Here is a 15,696-nt window from a genome sequence, read left to right as displayed (position 1 = left end):
ATTCCTGTTCAACGTTCAAAATTAGCACCTCCGACCAAACAATTTATTTAAATTATACAGCACAAAGAAGAAGGAAACAATAAGTCATCGTTCCCCTCTTCGCCATTTTTCTAAAATTTCTGTTTGTTTCGAATTTAAAGTCTTGCTAATCGTCAGTCTTTGATCAGGTATTTCACTAATTCGACTGCTTATCATTTTTTTATTTTGAGTAACCGATCGATAAAGTTCCATTGCAGGTATACGAAGTGCACCTTGTCCAAATATTTGCCATTGCTCAGTAAAGTCAGATGTCGCAACATAAATATGATGGTTAACATGACGAAGCTCAATTGCAAGTTTTTCAATTTTTTCATCAGCCGTCTGGTTTTTTCGAGTAAAAATCACTTCGACCTTTGAATTCTTGTCGACCTTTTCGATTCCATTTACAAAATGAGCATCAAATACAACAATTATATACATCCCTGTGAATGCCTTATACTCAGCAAGTTGAGTAATAAGATAATCACGTGATTTATCAAAGTCAATTTCTCGAAGTTTTCTAAGATTCGGCCAAGCTCCAATCATGTTATAACCATCTACAATAAGAATCTCTTTCTTCTTATGATCCAAGCGGGTGTCTCTTACGATGTATTTCATACATTAATAAACTAGCCGCAACAGACGCATTTAAAGATGTAACTTTACCGACCATTGGTAACTTGATTAGGAAATCACATTTTTCCTTTAAGATCCTGCTCATGCCTTTACCTTCACTACCAATAATTAACCCAAGAGAAATTTGGCCATCCATGTTTCGATAGTCATCAGCACCTTTTGCATCTGTACCAAAAATCCAAACTCCTCTTTCTTTTAATTCATCCACAGTTCTTGCTAAGTTCGTTACTCGAGCTACAGGAATGTATTCAATGGCTCCCGTAGAAGCTTTAGCAACCGCTGAAGTTAAACCTACAGCTCTTCTCTTTGGAATAATGATTCCATGAGCGCCAACTGCATCTGCAGTTCTCATAATTGAGCCTAAATTATGAGGGTCTTCAATTTCATCAAGTATTAAGAAGAACGGTTGTTCATTTCGACTACTAGCCACTTCAAATAAATCATCAATTTCTACATATTCATATGCTGCTACTTGCGCTACTACACCTTGGTGGTTTCCTTTAACCATTCCATCTAATTTCTTGTTTGGTGCTGTTTGAACGATCACTTTGTTTTGGTTAGCTAATTCTAAAAGTTTATGGATTTGACCTTTATTTGCTCCTTCGCTAACCCAAATTTTATTTATATCACGACCTGAACGTATTGCTTCCATAACTGGATTACGTCCAATAATAAATTCCTCAGACATATTATGCTCCTTTATCATTCTCAATAAATTGAATCGCAAATTGTACAATTGTATTGAGTCTATCTTCATTTTTTAATAAATAATGGTATCCAATTAACGCTTCCATTGCGGTTGCGTATCGATACGTTTGTACATCCGTATTTTTTGGTACAGTTCCTGACTTTGCATTACGGCCCCTTTTAACGACCGCGACTTCTTCATCTGACAATATCTCAGTAAAAAGCATTTCTCTAATTACTTTAGCTTGTCCTTTCGCAGAAACAAATCTTGTTGCTGCTCGATGAAGTTGATTAGGTCTTACTGTCCCTTTTTCAAGGAGGTGATGTCGTACATAAATTTCATATACAGCATCACCTATATAAGCAAGTGCTAAACTGTTTAATTGTTTAGCATCAATATTTTGGTTACTTTCAATCATGAAGTTACCCTCTTTTCCAGCGAATACCTTGCGGAGTATCTTCAATGATTATATTTAATTCTTTTAATTGGTCACGTATTTGGTCTGCTAATGCAAAATCACGATTTTTACGTGCGTCTGTTCGTTTTTGAATTAATGCTTCGATTTCATCATCTAACATCGCTTCTTCTTTAACTAATGTAATGCCTAGTACATTTGATAATTCATCAAAAGTTGCTACTAATTGATTTAATACATTCGTAGAAGTATGTGTCTCTAGTAAATATTGATTTGCCAATTTAGCTAATTGATATAAAACAGAAATCGCATTAGCTGTATTAAAGTCATCATCCATTACTTTTGTGAAGACAGCTTTTTCATCTGCTATTTCTTTTAACCACTTATTGTCATCTTCTGTTAAATTAGTACTGCTTTCTAAACGATGCTTACTATTCTGATAAGCCGTTTTAATACGTTCAAAACCATTTCTAGCTTCTTGTAAAAGTTCTTCGCTATAGTTAATTGGGTGACGATAATGCACTGATAACATGAAGAAACGTAATAACATAGGATCAACGATTTTAATAATGTCATGTACCAATACAAAGTTACCCAATGACTTCGACATTTTTTCGTTGTCAATATTGATGTATCCATTATGCATCCAATAATTTGAAAAAGTTTTCCCACTTAAAGCTTCTGACTGAGCAATCTCATTTTCATGGTGTGGGAATGATAAGTCTTGACCGCCTGCATGAATATCAATTGTTTCCCCAAGATATTTCTTTGCCATTGCTGAGCACTCAATATGCCATCCTGGTCTACCTTTCCCCCATGGACTTTCCCAAGATATTTCACCTGGTTTTGCTGCTTTCCATAGAGCGAAATCTAATGGATCTTCTTTCTTTTCACCAACTTCAATTCTTTCACCAATTCGAAGGTCTTCAATTGATTGGTGTGAAAGTTTACCGTAACCATCAAATTCCTTTGTTTTGAAGTAAACATCACCTTCGGATTCATATGCATAGCCTTTTTTTACTAGCTCATCGATAAACTTAATAATAATATCCATATTATCCATTACACGAGGATGATTCGTACCTGTTTTGCAACCTAGTGCTTGAACATCTTCAAAATATGCATTAATAAATCGATCTGCTATAGTTGGGACATCTGAACCTAATTCATTTGCTGCTTTAATTAACTTGTCATCAACATCAGTGAAATTTGAAACATAGTTTACTTCATATCCTCGATATTCAAAATAACGTCTTACTGTATCAAACACAATAGCAGGTCTTGCATTACCAATATGAATATAGTTATATACAGTAGGTCCACATACATACATTTTGACCTTGCCTTCTTCTATCGGTTTAAAATCTTCTTTATTCCTTGTTAATGTATTATAAATTTGAATTGCCATCGTTTTACTTCCTTTCAGATATTCTCATTAAACTTCTTAGCTCTTCTAATTCCGCTTCAAGTTGTAGTAATCGATCTGCTACTGGGTCAGGTAGATCACAGTGATCAAATTGATTATTTACTCTAATTCCATCTTGAACAACTATCTTACCAGGTATACCAACAACCGTAGTATTATTTGGAACATCCTTTAGTACAACTGAATTTGCACCGATTTTTGCATTTTCTCCGATTGTGATTGATCCTAGAACTTTTGCTCCCGTAGCTACTAGTACCCCACTCAATAAGGTTGGATGTCGCTTACCCTTTTCCTTACCGGTTCCACCTAATGTTACCCCTTGATAAATTGTAACATCATCACCGATTTCACATGTTTCTCCAATTACGACTCCCGCTCCATGATCGATAAAAAATCGTCTACCAATTTTCGCCCCTGGATGAATCTCGATCCCTGTTAAAAAACGAGCAAACTGTGAAATACTTCTTGCAATAAAGTGCCATTTTTTCCGATAGAAATAATGTGCAAATCGATAAAGCCATAATGCATGTAAACCAGCATACGTAAGAATAACTTCTAAATAGCTAGTAGCGGCTGGGTCGCGTTCAAATATCGTCGCTACATCTTCCTTCATGTACTTTAGCATCTTCATTTCCCCTTAAAGAATTTATTAAGAATTTTATTTATTTCTTATAAAAAATAAAAAGCGTCCCTGTGTATATAAAATACACAGAGACGCTTTATGCGCGGTTCCACTCTGTTTAGATAAACTAGATTATCTCAACTCATGTAATGTAACGGTTTCCACCGCCATAGCCTACTCAAACGTATTTTTCGGCTAAGGACTCAAGGGGGCACTTCTATGACTACCGTTAAAATCACTTTCACCAATGTGATTCTCTCTGGGTAACGAATAGCCATTTACTTTTCCCTATCAACATTTTACCTATATGAATATTACTTATATATATTACAAATTAATCAAAATGTTAACCAATTATTTGTTGTAAACGAGCAATAACTTTTTCTTTTCCTAATAAAGTCATCGCTGCTGGTAATTCAGGACCATGACATTGACCAGTTGTTGCAACACGAATTGGCATAAATAACTTTTTACCTTTTTGTCCAGTTGACTTTTGAACTGATTTCATTGCAGCTTTAATTGAATCAACTGTAAATTCTTCAGAAGCTTTAAGTTCTTCAACTAATGCTGAAAGTACTTCCTTCACTTGCTCTTCAGAAATAACAGCTTTCTCTTCTTCACCGAATGTTAATACTTCTTTGAAGAATAAGCTTGATAATTCTACAATTTCAGCACCAAAGCTCATTTGGTCTTGATATAAAGCTACTAGATTTGTAACCCACAGATTTTCATCTGCAGTGCGTTCTTCATTTACAAAACCAGCTTTAATTAGATGTGGTAATGATATTTCTACTACTTTTTCTAATGGTTGCTCTTTAATATATCGGTTGTTAATCCAAGTTAATTTTTGCTTATCAAACATAGCAGGAGCAGAACTTAAACGGCTAGGATCGAAAATCTTAATAAATTCATCCTTGCTAAAAATTTCTTCTTCACCAACTGGTGACCAACCAAGAAGTGCAATAAAGTTAAATAACGCTTCTGGTAAGTAACCAAGATTTTGATATTGTTCAATAAATTGTAATACAGATTCGTCACGTTTTGAAAGCTTTTTACGGTTTTCGTTCACAATTACTGCCATATGACCAAAATCTGGAGCATCCCAATTTAATGCACGATATACCATTATTTGTTTAGGAGTATTAGAAATATGCTCTTCACCGCGTAGTACGTGACTAATCTTCATTAATGCATCGTCAACTACTACCGCGTAGTTATATGTAGCGATTCCGTTCTTTTTAACAAGAACCCAGTCACCGATATCTTTTGATTCAAATTTAATATTTCCACGAACGATATCTTCCCACTCATACGTATCGTTTGATGGTACCGCAAAACGAATAGTGTGCTCTGCACCTGCTGCTTCTTTTACAGATCTTTCTTCTGCTGTTAAATGACGGCATTTTCCGCTATAACGTGTAGTTGGATGACCAGCCGCTAATTGTGCTTCACGTTCCGCTGCAAGCTCTTCCTCAGTACAATAGCACTTGTATGCATGACCATTTTCAATTAATTCATTAGCATATTGTTTGTATAAGTCTAATCTTTCTAGCTGACGATAAGGACCGTACTCGCCACCTTTATCTGGACCCTCATCCCAATCAATACCTAACCAGTGTAAATATTTCGCTTGGCTTTCTTCGCCACCTTCAACATTACGTTCAATATCAGTATCTTCAATACGTAATACCATATCACCGTTAAAATGCTTAGCAAATAAATATACGTATAATGCTGTACGTGCATTTCCAATATGTAAATGACCTGTCGGACTAGGTGCATAACGAACTCTTACTCTATTTGACATTTATAGACACTCTCCACTGAATAATTAATATACTTTATTAGTTTAAGCCTTCTTTTGTAACAATACAACAGCTTGAGATGCAATTCCTTCTTTTCTTCCTGTAAATCCTAATTTTTCAGTTGTTGTTGCTTTAACATTAATACAATCAGATGTCGTTTCAAGCAGTTCTGCAATTCGCTCTCTCATTAATTGGATATATGGTGCCATTTTTGGCGCTTGAGCAATAATCGTACAATCCGCGTTAACTAACTCATAGCCTTTATCCTTAACAATATGAAATACGTGTTGAAGTAGTTTTGCTGAATCAGCATCTTTAAAAGCTGGATCTGTATCCGGGAAATGTCTACCTATATCTCCTTCACCAATAGCCCCTAGCAATGCATCCGATATTGTATGAAGAAGAACATCGGCATCAGAATGACCTAATAAACCTAATTCGTATGGGATCTCAATTCCACCAATAATTAATGGGCGATTTTCTGCAAAAGCGTGAACATCAAACCCTTGTCCAATTCTAAACATGTAAACACCTTCTAACCTCTATATTGTTCATAGATTGTTTTTGCAAAAAACAAATCTTCTTTAGTTGTTACTTTTATATTGTTATAGTCTCCACTTACTACAAAAACCTTACTTCCGTTCCATTCAACTAAGCTTGCATCATCAGTTCCTAAATAACCATTTTCGATTGCTTTTTGGTGAGCTTCTATTAAACATTTGTATGTAAAGGCTTGGGGAGTCTGTACTCCCCAAAGTGTTGAACGATCGATTGTTTCAACGACTTCTTGATTAATAACTTTCTTTATTGTATCTTTCATTGGAACAGCACAGATGACTGCCTCATGTTCATTCATCTTTTCAAGAATCCGCTCAATCACTGCATTTGTTACAAAAGGTCTCGCCCCATCGTGTACTAAAATAAAACTTTCAGTATCCTCAATTGAAACTAAACCATTATAAACACTTTCTTGCCTTTCTGCTCCACCATTTACATAGGTTATTTTATTTTGAATAAAGCTTGGCAAATTTAAAGTTTCAAAGAACTTTTTTTCAGATTCTTTAATCGGTAAGATAATCTCATTGCAACGATCATCTTCGCCAAATACTTTTAGAGTTAATTCAATAATTGGCGAGCTAACTATTTTAAGAAATAATTTATTATAGCCTGCACCCATTCGTGAGCCAGAACCCGCTGCTGGAATGATGACCTTATATTGCATTTTACGTATACCCCTCTAACTTACTTTACTTTTGCAAAAATCATACGACCTGCAGAAGTTTGTAGTACGCTCGTAACGACTGTTTCTACTCGTTTTCCAATTGATTCTTTACCGTCTTCTACAACGATCATTGTCCCATCGTCTAAATATGCAACACCTTGTAATTTTTCTTTACCTTCTTTTACTACAAAAGCAGTTAATACTTCCCCTGGTAATACTACTGGTTTAATTGCATTTGCTAAATCGTTAATATTCCAAACTTTAATTTGCTGAAGTTCACTTACTTTGTTTAAATTAAAGTCATTTGTCACTAAAATACCATTTTTTAATTTAGCAAGCTTTACTAATTTTGCATCTACTTCGGGAACATCTTCAAAATCCCCTTCGTAGATTTCAACTTTCATAGCAAGCTCTTTTTGGATTCTATTTAGAATATCTAATCCTCTTCGTCCTCTATTTCGTTTTAACGTATCTGACGAATCAGCTATATATTGTAATTCTGCTAATACAAATTGCGGAATCACAATTGTTCCTTCTATGAATCCAGTTTGACAAATATCAGCAATACGGCCGTCAATGATTACACTAGTATCTAAAATTTTAACTGGGATATCGAATGATGAATCTTGTTCTTCAGCAGCCTTTTTCTTAGCCTTTGAAGATAAAGTAAATAAACTCAATAATTCCTCTCTCTTTTTAATCCCAACTTGAAAACCTAAATATCCTAATAAAATTGTAACTACTATTTGAATAATAGATGAAACATACTGTAATCTAATTGAGTCAATTGGCAATGAAATAAGAAATGCCAGAATAAGTCCAAAAACAAGTCCTAAACTACCAAACAAAATCATTGAAATAGGAGCTTTTAATAATTTCTCCTCAATATACTTTATAAACGTTACTGTTGGATCAACTAACCAAAGCGATAAAATAAAAAAGATCACTGCCCCACTTAAAGCCTGCACATAAGAATTATGCAATATATTAGGTAACTCTGTTTTCAACAGTTTATCTAATAGTGGAAAAAGTACTAAACCTAATGTACTTCCGACAAAAATATAAATAACTTGAACGATCCTCTTTATCAATTCGCCACCTCCTTTAAAAAATATTTAACTCTATCTTAGACGAAATAACTTAGTTATGTCTATTGATATACAGTTGCTCCTGAATTCGTTTTAATCCTTCTTTGATTTTTTTTGCTCGAATTTCACCAATTCCATCAACATCATCTAGCTCAGCAAGAGTAGCTTTGTAGATCCCTTTAAGGTGCTTAAATCTCTGTGTTAAATTTTCAATCACTAGCGGCGGCAGTCTAGAAATTTTCATCAACATACGATACCCTCTAGGCTCAACCATTTCCTCAAGATTTGTGTTATTCGGATAACCTAGCAATTTAATAATGGCATGATCCTCTAACAATTCTTCGTTTGCCAGTTCTTGGAGTTTTTGCAAAATACTTTTAGGATCTTGTTCCTTACTATAATGATAATCCTTTATTAAAAGTAATGCCTCCTCCTCAAGGTCCGAAATGATCTCAATTAACTGTAATTCAATCAGTCTTCCTTCATCACCAAGCTCAATTACATAGTTATTAATTTCATTTTTAATTCGAAGAACCATTTCAACACTATGTAAAACATTTACAACTTCAAATAATGTAACTAGCTCTTCAAATTCTAAAATACTAAGTGACGTAATTCCTTGATTCCACACAATTTTATATTTTTCAAGAGTTTGAATCGCCTGATTAGCTTTTGTTAAAATTACGCCAATATCTCGCAGTGTATAGCGCAAATTACCTTTATATAAGGTAATAACATTACGTCTTTGCGAAATAGCAATTACTAAATTTCCTGTTTGTCTTGATACTCGTTCTGCAGTCCGATGACGCATACCAGTTTCTTTTGTAAAGATTGATTGATCTGGTATCAATTGTGCATTCGCCAACAGGATTTTTGTTCCTGTTTCATTTAAAATGAGTGCTCCATCCATTTTTGCTAATTCATATAAGCTAGCTGGAGAGAAAGGGTCATTAATATGAAAACCTCCATCGACCATTTCTTTTGTTTCATCATTAAAGCCAAGTACAATTAGTCCACCAGTCTGTGCTCTAAGTACATTATCAATGCCATCACGCAATGGTGTACCTGGAGCGATCATTTCTAAAACTGGCAACATTGATTTAGCTTTTTGTTTTTGATCCTCCATCTCTACCCTCCTAACACGTATTTTAATGCTTCATGTACCGTATTAATACCTATTATTTCCATTCCTTCAGGAAAACTCCATCCTCCAATATTTTTTGATGGAATTATTGCTCTTTTAAATCCAAGTTTAGCTGCTTCTTGTACTCTTTGCTCTATTCTAGATACCCTTCGAACTTCTCCTGTTAAACCGATCTCACCAATTACTACATCTGTTGGATTAGTAGGTTTATCTTGAAAGCTTGATGCTATACTTACTGCAACAGCTAAGTCTACAGCTGGCTCATCTAACTTCAGTCCTCCAGCAACCTTTAAATAAGCATCTTGATTTTGTAATAAGAGGCCCATTCTCTTTTCTAATACAGCCATAATTAACGATACTCTATTATGATCTATACCAGTTGCCATTCGCCTTGCATTTCCAAAGCTCGTTGGAGAGACAAGTGCTTGTAGTTCAACTAATACAGGTCTAGTACCTTCCATAGAAGCAACAACTGTTGAACCTGCTACTCCAAAAGGTCTCTCTTCTAAGAAAATTTCCGATGGATTCAGCACTTCCACTAATCCTAACTCTTTCATTTCAAAAATACCCGTTTCATTAGTAGAACCAAAACGATTTTTAACTGCCCTTAATATTCGATATGTATGATGTCTCTCCCCCTCAAAATATAACACTGCATCAACCATATGTTCCAGTAAACGTGGGCCAGCAATTGATCCCTCTTTTGTCACATGCCCTACTATAAAGATTGGGATACCTTTTGTCTTAGCGATTTTCATTAATTCTGAAGTACACTCTCTTACTTGTGAAACACTACCAGGAGCAGATGTTACTTCTTGTAAATAGATTGTTTGAATCGAATCAATTACAACAAAATCAGGAGACATCTCATCCATATATCGAGCAATATAAGACAAATCTGTCTCGGATAAAACATATAAGTTTTGTGTAGCGACGCCTAGTCGTTCTGCTCTTAATTTTATTTGCTTCTGAGATTCTTCACCTGAAACATATAAAACTTTATAATCCTTTTTAGCCAATTGTGAGGAAACCTGTAAAAGCATCGTCGACTTGCCAATTCCCGGGTCACCACCAATTAATACTAATGAACCTAAAACGATACCGCCACCTAAAACTCGGTTAAACTCATCGAAGGAGGTTTCGATACGAGTTTCAGTACCTATTTCCACTTCCATGATCGAAATTGGTTTCGTTCCTTCTACTGTAGCGTTTGTATTGAATGTTAGCCTTCTTGAACTAGCAGGCTGTTCTATAAACTCAACCATTGTGTTCCACTCGTTACATGCGGGACACTTTCCAATCCACTTAACTGATTCATATCCACAAGATTGACAAACGAATTTCGTTTTCTTTTTAGCCATATGTATAGTACCTCTTTTGTTACTATGATTTTCTATATTAATAGAGTATGTATTCTAAGTCTATCCTAACGCTTTTTTGATATAAGAAAAAGGGCTTCACGCCCTTTTTCACAAATTAGATAACTTTACAATTTATTTGTTCAATTATCCTTCATAAAAGGTATGAACTTCGTAATTGCTTATTGATTTACAGTTTCAGCCGCTGATCTAATCAAATATTCATTATCCTTTACATCAAGAATAACTTTTCGGCCTTTTTCAACATTACCTTTTAATAATTCTTCGGATAAACGATCCTCTACTTGTTTTTGAATTGCTCTTCTTAATGGACGTGCTCCGTATTCAGCATCGAATCCTTCATCTGAAATTTTATCAATTGCTGCATCTGATAATTCTAGTTCAATTTCTTGTTCTTTTAAACGCTTCGTTAAGCTATTAACCATTAAGTGAACAATTTCTTTAATATGTTTCTTCTCTAATGAATGGAAGACGATTGTTTCATCGATACGGTTTAGGAATTCAGGACGGAATGCTTTTTTCAATTCCTCTAATACTTTTCCTTTCATATCTTTGTAATCTTTTTCTCCATCGTTAATATTGAATCCAACATATTTATTTGCTTTTAAAGCACTTGCTCCAACGTTTGATGTCATGATAACAAGTGTATTTCTAAAGTCAACTGTGCGGCCTTTTGAATCAGTTAATCGACCGTCTTCTAATACTTGAAGTAGGATATTAAATACGTCTGGATGAGCTTTCTCAATTTCATCTAATAGAATTACTGAGTAAGGTTTACGTCTAACTTTCTCAGTCAATTGACCACCTTCATCATATCCTACATATCCTGGAGGTGCTCCTACTAAACGAGATGTTGCATGCTTTTCCATATACTCTGACATATCAATACGAATCATCGCATCTTCATCGCCGAAAATTGTTTCAGCTAATGCTCGAGCCAACTCTGTTTTACCTACCCCTGTAGGACCTAAGAAAATAAATGAACCAATTGGACGTTTTGGATCTTTTAATCCAGCTCTTGCACGTCTTACAGCTTTAGAAACTGCTACTACTGCTTCTTCTTGACCAATTACTCGTTTATGAAGAACACTTTCCATATTTAACAGTTTATCTGCCTCTGTTTGAGCAAGTTTTGTAACTGGAATATTCGTCCAAGATGATACGACATTCGCTATATCCTCTACAGTTACCTCAGAATTTTCTTTACCTTGTTTCTCTTTCCATTGACGTTTCGTATCTTCTAATTGTTCACGTAATCTTTGTTCTGAGTCTCTTAATGATGCTGCTTTTTCAAATTCTTGACTTTGAACAGCTGCATCCTTCTCTTTACGAACTTCCTCTAATTTTAATTCTAATTCTTTTAAATTTGGCGGTGTTGTAAAGCTACGTAGTCGTACTTTTGAGCCTGCCTCATCAATAACATCAATTGCTTTATCCGGTAAGAAACGGTCTGTGATGTATCGATCAGATAGTTTTACAGCTTCAATAATTGCCTGATCAGAAATTGATACTCTATGATGTGCCTCATAACGGTCACGTAAACCTTGAAGAATTTGAATTGACTCATCTACACTCGGCTGATCAACTTGAATTGGTTGGAAACGACGCTCTAATGCAGCATCTTTTTCGATATATTTACGGTATTCATCAATTGTTGTTGCACCGATGCATTGAAGTTCACCACGTGCCAATGATGGTTTTAAGATGTTAGATGCATCAATTGCACCTTCTGCTCCACCTGCACCAATTAATGTATGAAGTTCATCAATGAAAAGAATAATATTTCCAGCTTGACGAATTTCGTCCATTACTTTTTTCAGACGATCTTCAAATTCACCACGGTACTTAGTTCCGGCTACGACAGTACCCATATCAAGTGTCATTACTCGTTTATCCCTTAAAATTTCTGGTACTTCATTATTAACAATTTGTTGAGCTAATCCTTCTGCAATAGCTGTTTTACCTACACCAGGCTCACCAATTAATACTGGATTATTCTTAGTGCGTCGGCTTAACACTTCAATTACTCGCTGAATTTCTTTACCACGTCCGATTACTGGATCTAAACGACCCTCTCTAGCTGATACAGTTAAATCACGAGCTAAGCTGTCTAATGTCGGTGTGTTTGCTTGATTAGCAGATCCATTTTGATGATTAGACGAACTTTCATTACTACCTAATAATTGAAGAACTTGTTGACGAGCTTTATTTAAGCTAACACCAAGATTATTTAATACTCTTGCTGCTACGCCTTCTCCTTCTCGAATTAATCCTAAAAGGATATGTTCTGTTCCTACATATGAATGACCTAATTTACGAGCTTCATCCATTGATAATTCAATCACTTTTTTAGCTCTAGGAGTGTAATGTACTGTTTGAGCAACTCCTTGGCCACGTCCTATTAATGTTTCTACTTCTTGTTGTACCTTCTCTGGACTTAATCCAAGTGCAAGTAATGCCTTAGCAGCAATACCTTCTCCCTCTCGAACAAGTCCTAGTAAAATATGTTCTGTACCTATATTTGAGTGTCCAATTCGGATTGCCTCTTCTTGAGAAAGAGCTAATACTTTTTGAGCACGTTCTGTAAATCGACCAAACATCATAATTGGTTCCTCCCATATAATTAGTTATTTTTGTTAGATAGTCTTTCGCGTATTAGTGATGCTCTTTTAATATCCCTTTCTTCGGGAGTAAGCTGATCACCTACATACTGTTGTAAAATACCTGGTTGAGTTAATATCATTAATTCATGTAAAAAGTTTTTAGATAAACCATCAATTAAACCTAAATCAATCCCTAATTGTACATCCGATAAACACTTAGCACTTTCCTTTGTTTCTATTATTCTTCCGTATTTCAGTGTACCTAGAGAGCGAAAGACTCGATCTTCTAAAAGAATTAAAGAAGTTCTGGCAAGTGCATCTCTTGCTGATTTCTCGTGTTTGATCAGTTGTTGTACAATTGTCGTTAAGTCTTCTATTATTTCTTCTTCCGATTTCCCTAATGTAATTTGATTCGAAATCTGAAAGATATTACCTAATGCTTCACTACCCTCACCATAAATTCCTCTTACTACTAAACCAAGTTGATTAATAGTAGGAATTAAACGGTTAAATTGTTTCGTGATGACCAGTGCTGGAAGATGCATCATCACTGAGGCCCTTAATCCGGTACCAACATTAGTAGGACAACTGGTTAAATAACCAATTGTTTCATCAAAAGCATATTCAAGCTGACTCTCTATATAATTATCAATATGATTCGCTTGAGTAAGTGCCTCTCTAAGTTGTAAACCTGGAAATAGAGCTTGAATTCTTAAATGGTCTTCTTCATTGATCATAATGCTAATTTGTTCATCCTGAGATAATATACATGCACCATGTACCGACTCTTGAACTAAATTAGGACTTATTAAGTGTTTTTCAATTAATACTCTTTTCTCTACTGGCTCTAACTGGTTAATTTCAATATATTCAAAAGGTCCGTTTGGTAAAGCTGTACTACCTTCAAAATAATGTTTAACTAAATGACAAATTTCTTTAGCCTTGTCTTGACTAAGTAAAGTTGGATACAAATATGCACTGAAATTTCTAGCTAACCTAATACGACTACTTAAAACGATATCATCATCTGGACCTTCTTGTTTCATCCATGGACTGATAGCTTCATTAATAATTCGATTAATAGACATGTAACTTACTCCACCTCCTTTTGAAGGGCTTGTAAATCTTTTTCAATTTCACGAATTTCATCCCGAATCTTAATTGCTTGCTCAAAATCTTCCTTATCAATAAAATTTTGCATTTGAGATTTCAAGTCTTGTAACTTTCTTTTCAAAGAAATCGCCCCATTAATCTTTTGAGGTATTTTCCCTGTATGCGATACATTACCGCTATGAATTCTTTTAACAATTGGTTTCATCTGATCCATAAATGTTTCATAACAAGTAGAACAACCTAAACGTCCAATTTTAGTAAACTTTTGAAAAGTCATCTTACATCTAGGACATTCAATTTGGGAATCTTGATGAAGTTTATTTTTCTTCATTTCATAAATACCAGTATTACCTTTAAACAATCCAGCTAACAAATCATTTACAGAATAGCCACCTATTTCAGAAAAAATATGTTTATTGTTCGATTCATTTGCGCATTTCTCACATAAGTGAATATCTGTTTTCTCACCATTAATAATTTTAGAATAGTGTAATGTTGCCGGACGTTCTTGACATTCTTGACAAATCATTATGGGCAACCTCCATATTCTATTTATACTTTAAACTTCTTAGCATTGCCTTGAACATTCTTGCTCTTAACTCGTCTCGATAAGGTAAATTAACCATTATTACTGAACGATCTAATACACTTAACATCATTTTTGCTTCTCGCTGAGTAATTACATTTTTTTCAAGTAGTAGACGAATATAATCCTCTGAACTAGACTGTGCAATATTATTAGTAAAGCTACTTAATATTTGATCAATTACGCTCGCTTTATCATGAAATTGCACTTTAATAATTCGAATATACCCTCCACCACCGCGTTTACTTTCTACTACATATCCTCTTTCTAATGTGAATCTAGTATTAATTACATAATTTATTTGAGAAGGTACACAATCAAATTTATTCGCTATTTCACTTCTTTTTATCTCGACATAATCTTTATCAGATATGTCAAAGTAGTGCATTAGATATTGTTCAATAATATCTGATATATTCTTCATCTATTTACCACCTTTACTGACTTTGACTATCTTTGACTATTATTATATTCCTTTCATGAAAAATTTCAACTATTATCTCTTTACCATTTTTTCCAAACGATACAGCTCTTAATCTTTTTTTACTATTAAGAATTGTATAAATTGGTAGCCTAGAAGAAAAATCGACATATTTTTCAATTTTGGATATTAAATATAAGTGCTATATCTCTCTGTCTTTACTAAAGGCTCGCCAACTGGCGATTTTTCTTTATCAACATATATATATATATGTTATACAATTCTTTTAAGAAGCTTTTTTTCCTTTTTTACTTTTATAAAAAAATTATTAAGTTGATCTATTTCCTTTGATCATTTGAGCATTTTTAGATAACAAAAAAACATCAGCCTACTAGCTGATGTTTTGGTTACCAGGCGACGTTCTACTCTCACAGGGGGAAACCCCCAACTACCATCGACGCTGAAGAGCTTAACTGCCGTGTTCGGTATGGGAACGGGTGTGACCTCTTCGCACTAATCACCTGATTTAT

Annotated in this window: 15 protein-coding genes, 1 rRNA gene and 1 other annotated feature; all 16 genes read right to left on the bottom strand. The window is 34.6% G+C overall.

The genetic code is table 11. The features are described from left to right. Positions 1–84: 84 nt before the first annotated feature. A complete protein-coding gene (locus MY490_RS00625; RefSeq protein WP_248269290.1) occupies positions 85–564 on the bottom strand; it encodes an NYN domain-containing protein in 480 nt (159 codons plus the stop codon). A 34-nt stretch (positions 565–598) separates the two neighbouring features. Next, positions 599–1,342, bottom strand: a complete 744-nt coding sequence (gene rlmB / locus MY490_RS00620; RefSeq protein WP_088014618.1) for a 23S rRNA (guanosine(2251)-2'-O)-methyltransferase RlmB — start codon at positions 1,340–1,342, stop codon at positions 599–601. Position 1,343: 1 nt separating this feature from the next. After that, positions 1,344–1,760, bottom strand: a complete 417-nt coding sequence (locus tag MY490_RS00615; RefSeq protein ID WP_097978209.1) for a Mini-ribonuclease 3 — start codon at positions 1,758–1,760, stop codon at positions 1,344–1,346. Positions 1,761–1,764: 4 nt separating this feature from the next. Continuing rightward, complete coding sequence (cysS, locus tag MY490_RS00610; RefSeq protein WP_248267593.1) at positions 1,765–3,165, bottom strand: cysteine--tRNA ligase; 1,401 nt, start codon at positions 3,163–3,165, stop codon at positions 1,765–1,767. Positions 3,166–3,169: 4 nt separating this feature from the next. Beyond that, the gene (cysE, locus tag MY490_RS00605) at positions 3,170–3,808 is read right to left on the bottom strand and encodes a serine O-acetyltransferase (protein WP_097978211.1); all 639 of its coding nucleotides are present in this window, start codon (positions 3,806–3,808) and stop codon (positions 3,170–3,172) included. A gap of 82 nt (positions 3,809–3,890) precedes the next feature. Next, positions 3,891–4,109, bottom strand: a binding site (T-box leader). A 42-nt stretch (positions 4,110–4,151) separates the two neighbouring features. Beyond that, positions 4,152–5,612, bottom strand: coding sequence for a glutamate--tRNA ligase (gene gltX / locus MY490_RS00600; RefSeq protein WP_248267592.1), 1,461 nt, complete (start codon positions 5,610–5,612; stop codon positions 4,152–4,154). Between the two features lie 42 nt (positions 5,613–5,654). Then, the gene (gene ispF / locus MY490_RS00595; RefSeq protein WP_056467343.1) at positions 5,655–6,134 is read right to left on the bottom strand and encodes a 2-C-methyl-D-erythritol 2,4-cyclodiphosphate synthase; all 480 of its coding nucleotides are present in this window, start codon (positions 6,132–6,134) and stop codon (positions 5,655–5,657) included. A gap of 11 nt (positions 6,135–6,145) precedes the next feature. Then, on the bottom strand, positions 6,146–6,832 hold the full coding sequence (gene ispD, locus MY490_RS00590) for a 2-C-methyl-D-erythritol 4-phosphate cytidylyltransferase (RefSeq protein ID WP_248267591.1): 687 nt from the start codon (positions 6,830–6,832) through the stop codon (positions 6,146–6,148). 20 nt (positions 6,833–6,852) lie between these two features. Further along, entirely contained in the window at positions 6,853–7,923 is a 1,071-nt protein-coding gene (locus MY490_RS00585) for a PIN/TRAM domain-containing protein (protein WP_248267590.1), read from the bottom strand. A 49-nt stretch (positions 7,924–7,972) separates the two neighbouring features. After that, a complete protein-coding gene (disA, locus tag MY490_RS00580) occupies positions 7,973–9,046 on the bottom strand; it encodes a DNA integrity scanning diadenylate cyclase DisA (RefSeq protein WP_129692059.1) in 1,074 nt (357 codons plus the stop codon). 2 nt (positions 9,047–9,048) lie between these two features. Beyond that, positions 9,049–10,425, bottom strand: a complete 1,377-nt coding sequence (radA, locus tag MY490_RS00575) for a DNA repair protein RadA (protein WP_248267589.1) — start codon at positions 10,423–10,425, stop codon at positions 9,049–9,051. A 179-nt stretch (positions 10,426–10,604) separates the two neighbouring features. Further along, positions 10,605–13,046 (bottom strand): ATP-dependent Clp protease ATP-binding subunit, encoded by a 2,442-nt coding sequence (clpC, locus tag MY490_RS00570; RefSeq protein ID WP_248267588.1) that lies wholly within the window; start codon positions 13,044–13,046, stop codon positions 10,605–10,607. Positions 13,047–13,066: 20 nt separating this feature from the next. Beyond that, positions 13,067–14,134 carry a protein-arginine kinase McsB gene (locus tag MY490_RS00565; protein ID WP_248267587.1) on the bottom strand — a complete coding sequence of 356 codons (1,068 nt, stop codon included), beginning with the start codon at positions 14,132–14,134 and terminating at the stop codon, positions 13,067–13,069. A 5-nt stretch (positions 14,135–14,139) separates the two neighbouring features. Further along, positions 14,140–14,688, bottom strand: coding sequence for a protein-arginine kinase activator protein McsA (locus tag MY490_RS00560; protein WP_248267586.1), 549 nt, complete (start codon positions 14,686–14,688; stop codon positions 14,140–14,142). Positions 14,689–14,707: 19 nt separating this feature from the next. Beyond that, complete coding sequence (locus MY490_RS00555; protein ID WP_129692055.1) at positions 14,708–15,169, bottom strand: CtsR family transcriptional regulator; 462 nt, start codon at positions 15,167–15,169, stop codon at positions 14,708–14,710. 406 nt (positions 15,170–15,575) lie between these two features. Then, positions 15,576–15,691 (bottom strand): 5S ribosomal RNA (gene rrf, locus MY490_RS00550). Positions 15,692–15,696 lie beyond the last annotated feature (5 nt).

The sequence above is a fragment of the Gottfriedia acidiceleris genome, assembly GCF_023115465.1.
Taxonomy (GTDB): Bacteria; Bacillota; Bacilli; order Bacillales; family Bacillaceae_G; genus Gottfriedia; species Gottfriedia acidiceleris_B.
This window is presented reverse-complemented; position numbering and strand designations above follow the sequence as displayed.

What these genes read in the sequence shown, in the direction of transcription:
- MY490_RS00560 (WP_248267586.1), bottom strand. Translation starts at nt 14,688, where the DNA reads ATGATTTGTCAAGAATGTCAAGAACGTCCGGCAACATTACACTATTCT.
- MY490_RS00615 (WP_097978209.1), bottom strand. Translation starts at nt 1,760, where the DNA reads ATGATTGAAAGTAACCAAAATATTGATGCTAAACAATTAAACAGTTTA.
- MY490_RS00555 (WP_129692055.1), bottom strand. Translation starts at nt 15,169, where the DNA reads ATGAAGAATATATCAGATATTATTGAACAATATCTAATGCACTACTTT.
- cysE (WP_097978211.1), bottom strand. Translation starts at nt 3,808, where the DNA reads ATGCTAAAGTACATGAAGGAAGATGTAGCGACGATATTTGAACGCGAC.
- cysS (WP_248267593.1), bottom strand. Translation starts at nt 3,165, where the DNA reads ATGGCAATTCAAATTTATAATACATTAACAAGGAATAAAGAAGATTTT.
- clpC (WP_248267588.1), bottom strand. Translation starts at nt 13,046, where the DNA reads ATGATGTTTGGTCGATTTACAGAACGTGCTCAAAAAGTATTAGCTCTT.
- disA (WP_129692059.1), bottom strand. Translation starts at nt 9,046, where the DNA reads ATGGAGGATCAAAAACAAAAAGCTAAATCAATGTTGCCAGTTTTAGAA.
- ispD (WP_248267591.1), bottom strand. Translation starts at nt 6,832, where the DNA reads ATGCAATATAAGGTCATCATTCCAGCAGCGGGTTCTGGCTCACGAATG.
- radA (WP_248267589.1), bottom strand. Translation starts at nt 10,425, where the DNA reads ATGGCTAAAAAGAAAACGAAATTCGTTTGTCAATCTTGTGGATATGAA.
- ispF (WP_056467343.1), bottom strand. Translation starts at nt 6,134, where the DNA reads ATGTTTAGAATTGGACAAGGGTTTGATGTTCACGCTTTTGCAGAAAAT.
- MY490_RS00625 (WP_248269290.1), bottom strand. Translation starts at nt 564, where the DNA reads ATGATTGGAGCTTGGCCGAATCTTAGAAAACTTCGAGAAATTGACTTT.
- rlmB (WP_088014618.1), bottom strand. Translation starts at nt 1,342, where the DNA reads ATGTCTGAGGAATTTATTATTGGACGTAATCCAGTTATGGAAGCAATA.
- gltX (WP_248267592.1), bottom strand. Translation starts at nt 5,612, where the DNA reads ATGTCAAATAGAGTAAGAGTTCGTTATGCACCTAGTCCGACAGGTCAT.
- MY490_RS00565 (WP_248267587.1), bottom strand. Translation starts at nt 14,134, where the DNA reads ATGTCTATTAATCGAATTATTAATGAAGCTATCAGTCCATGGATGAAA.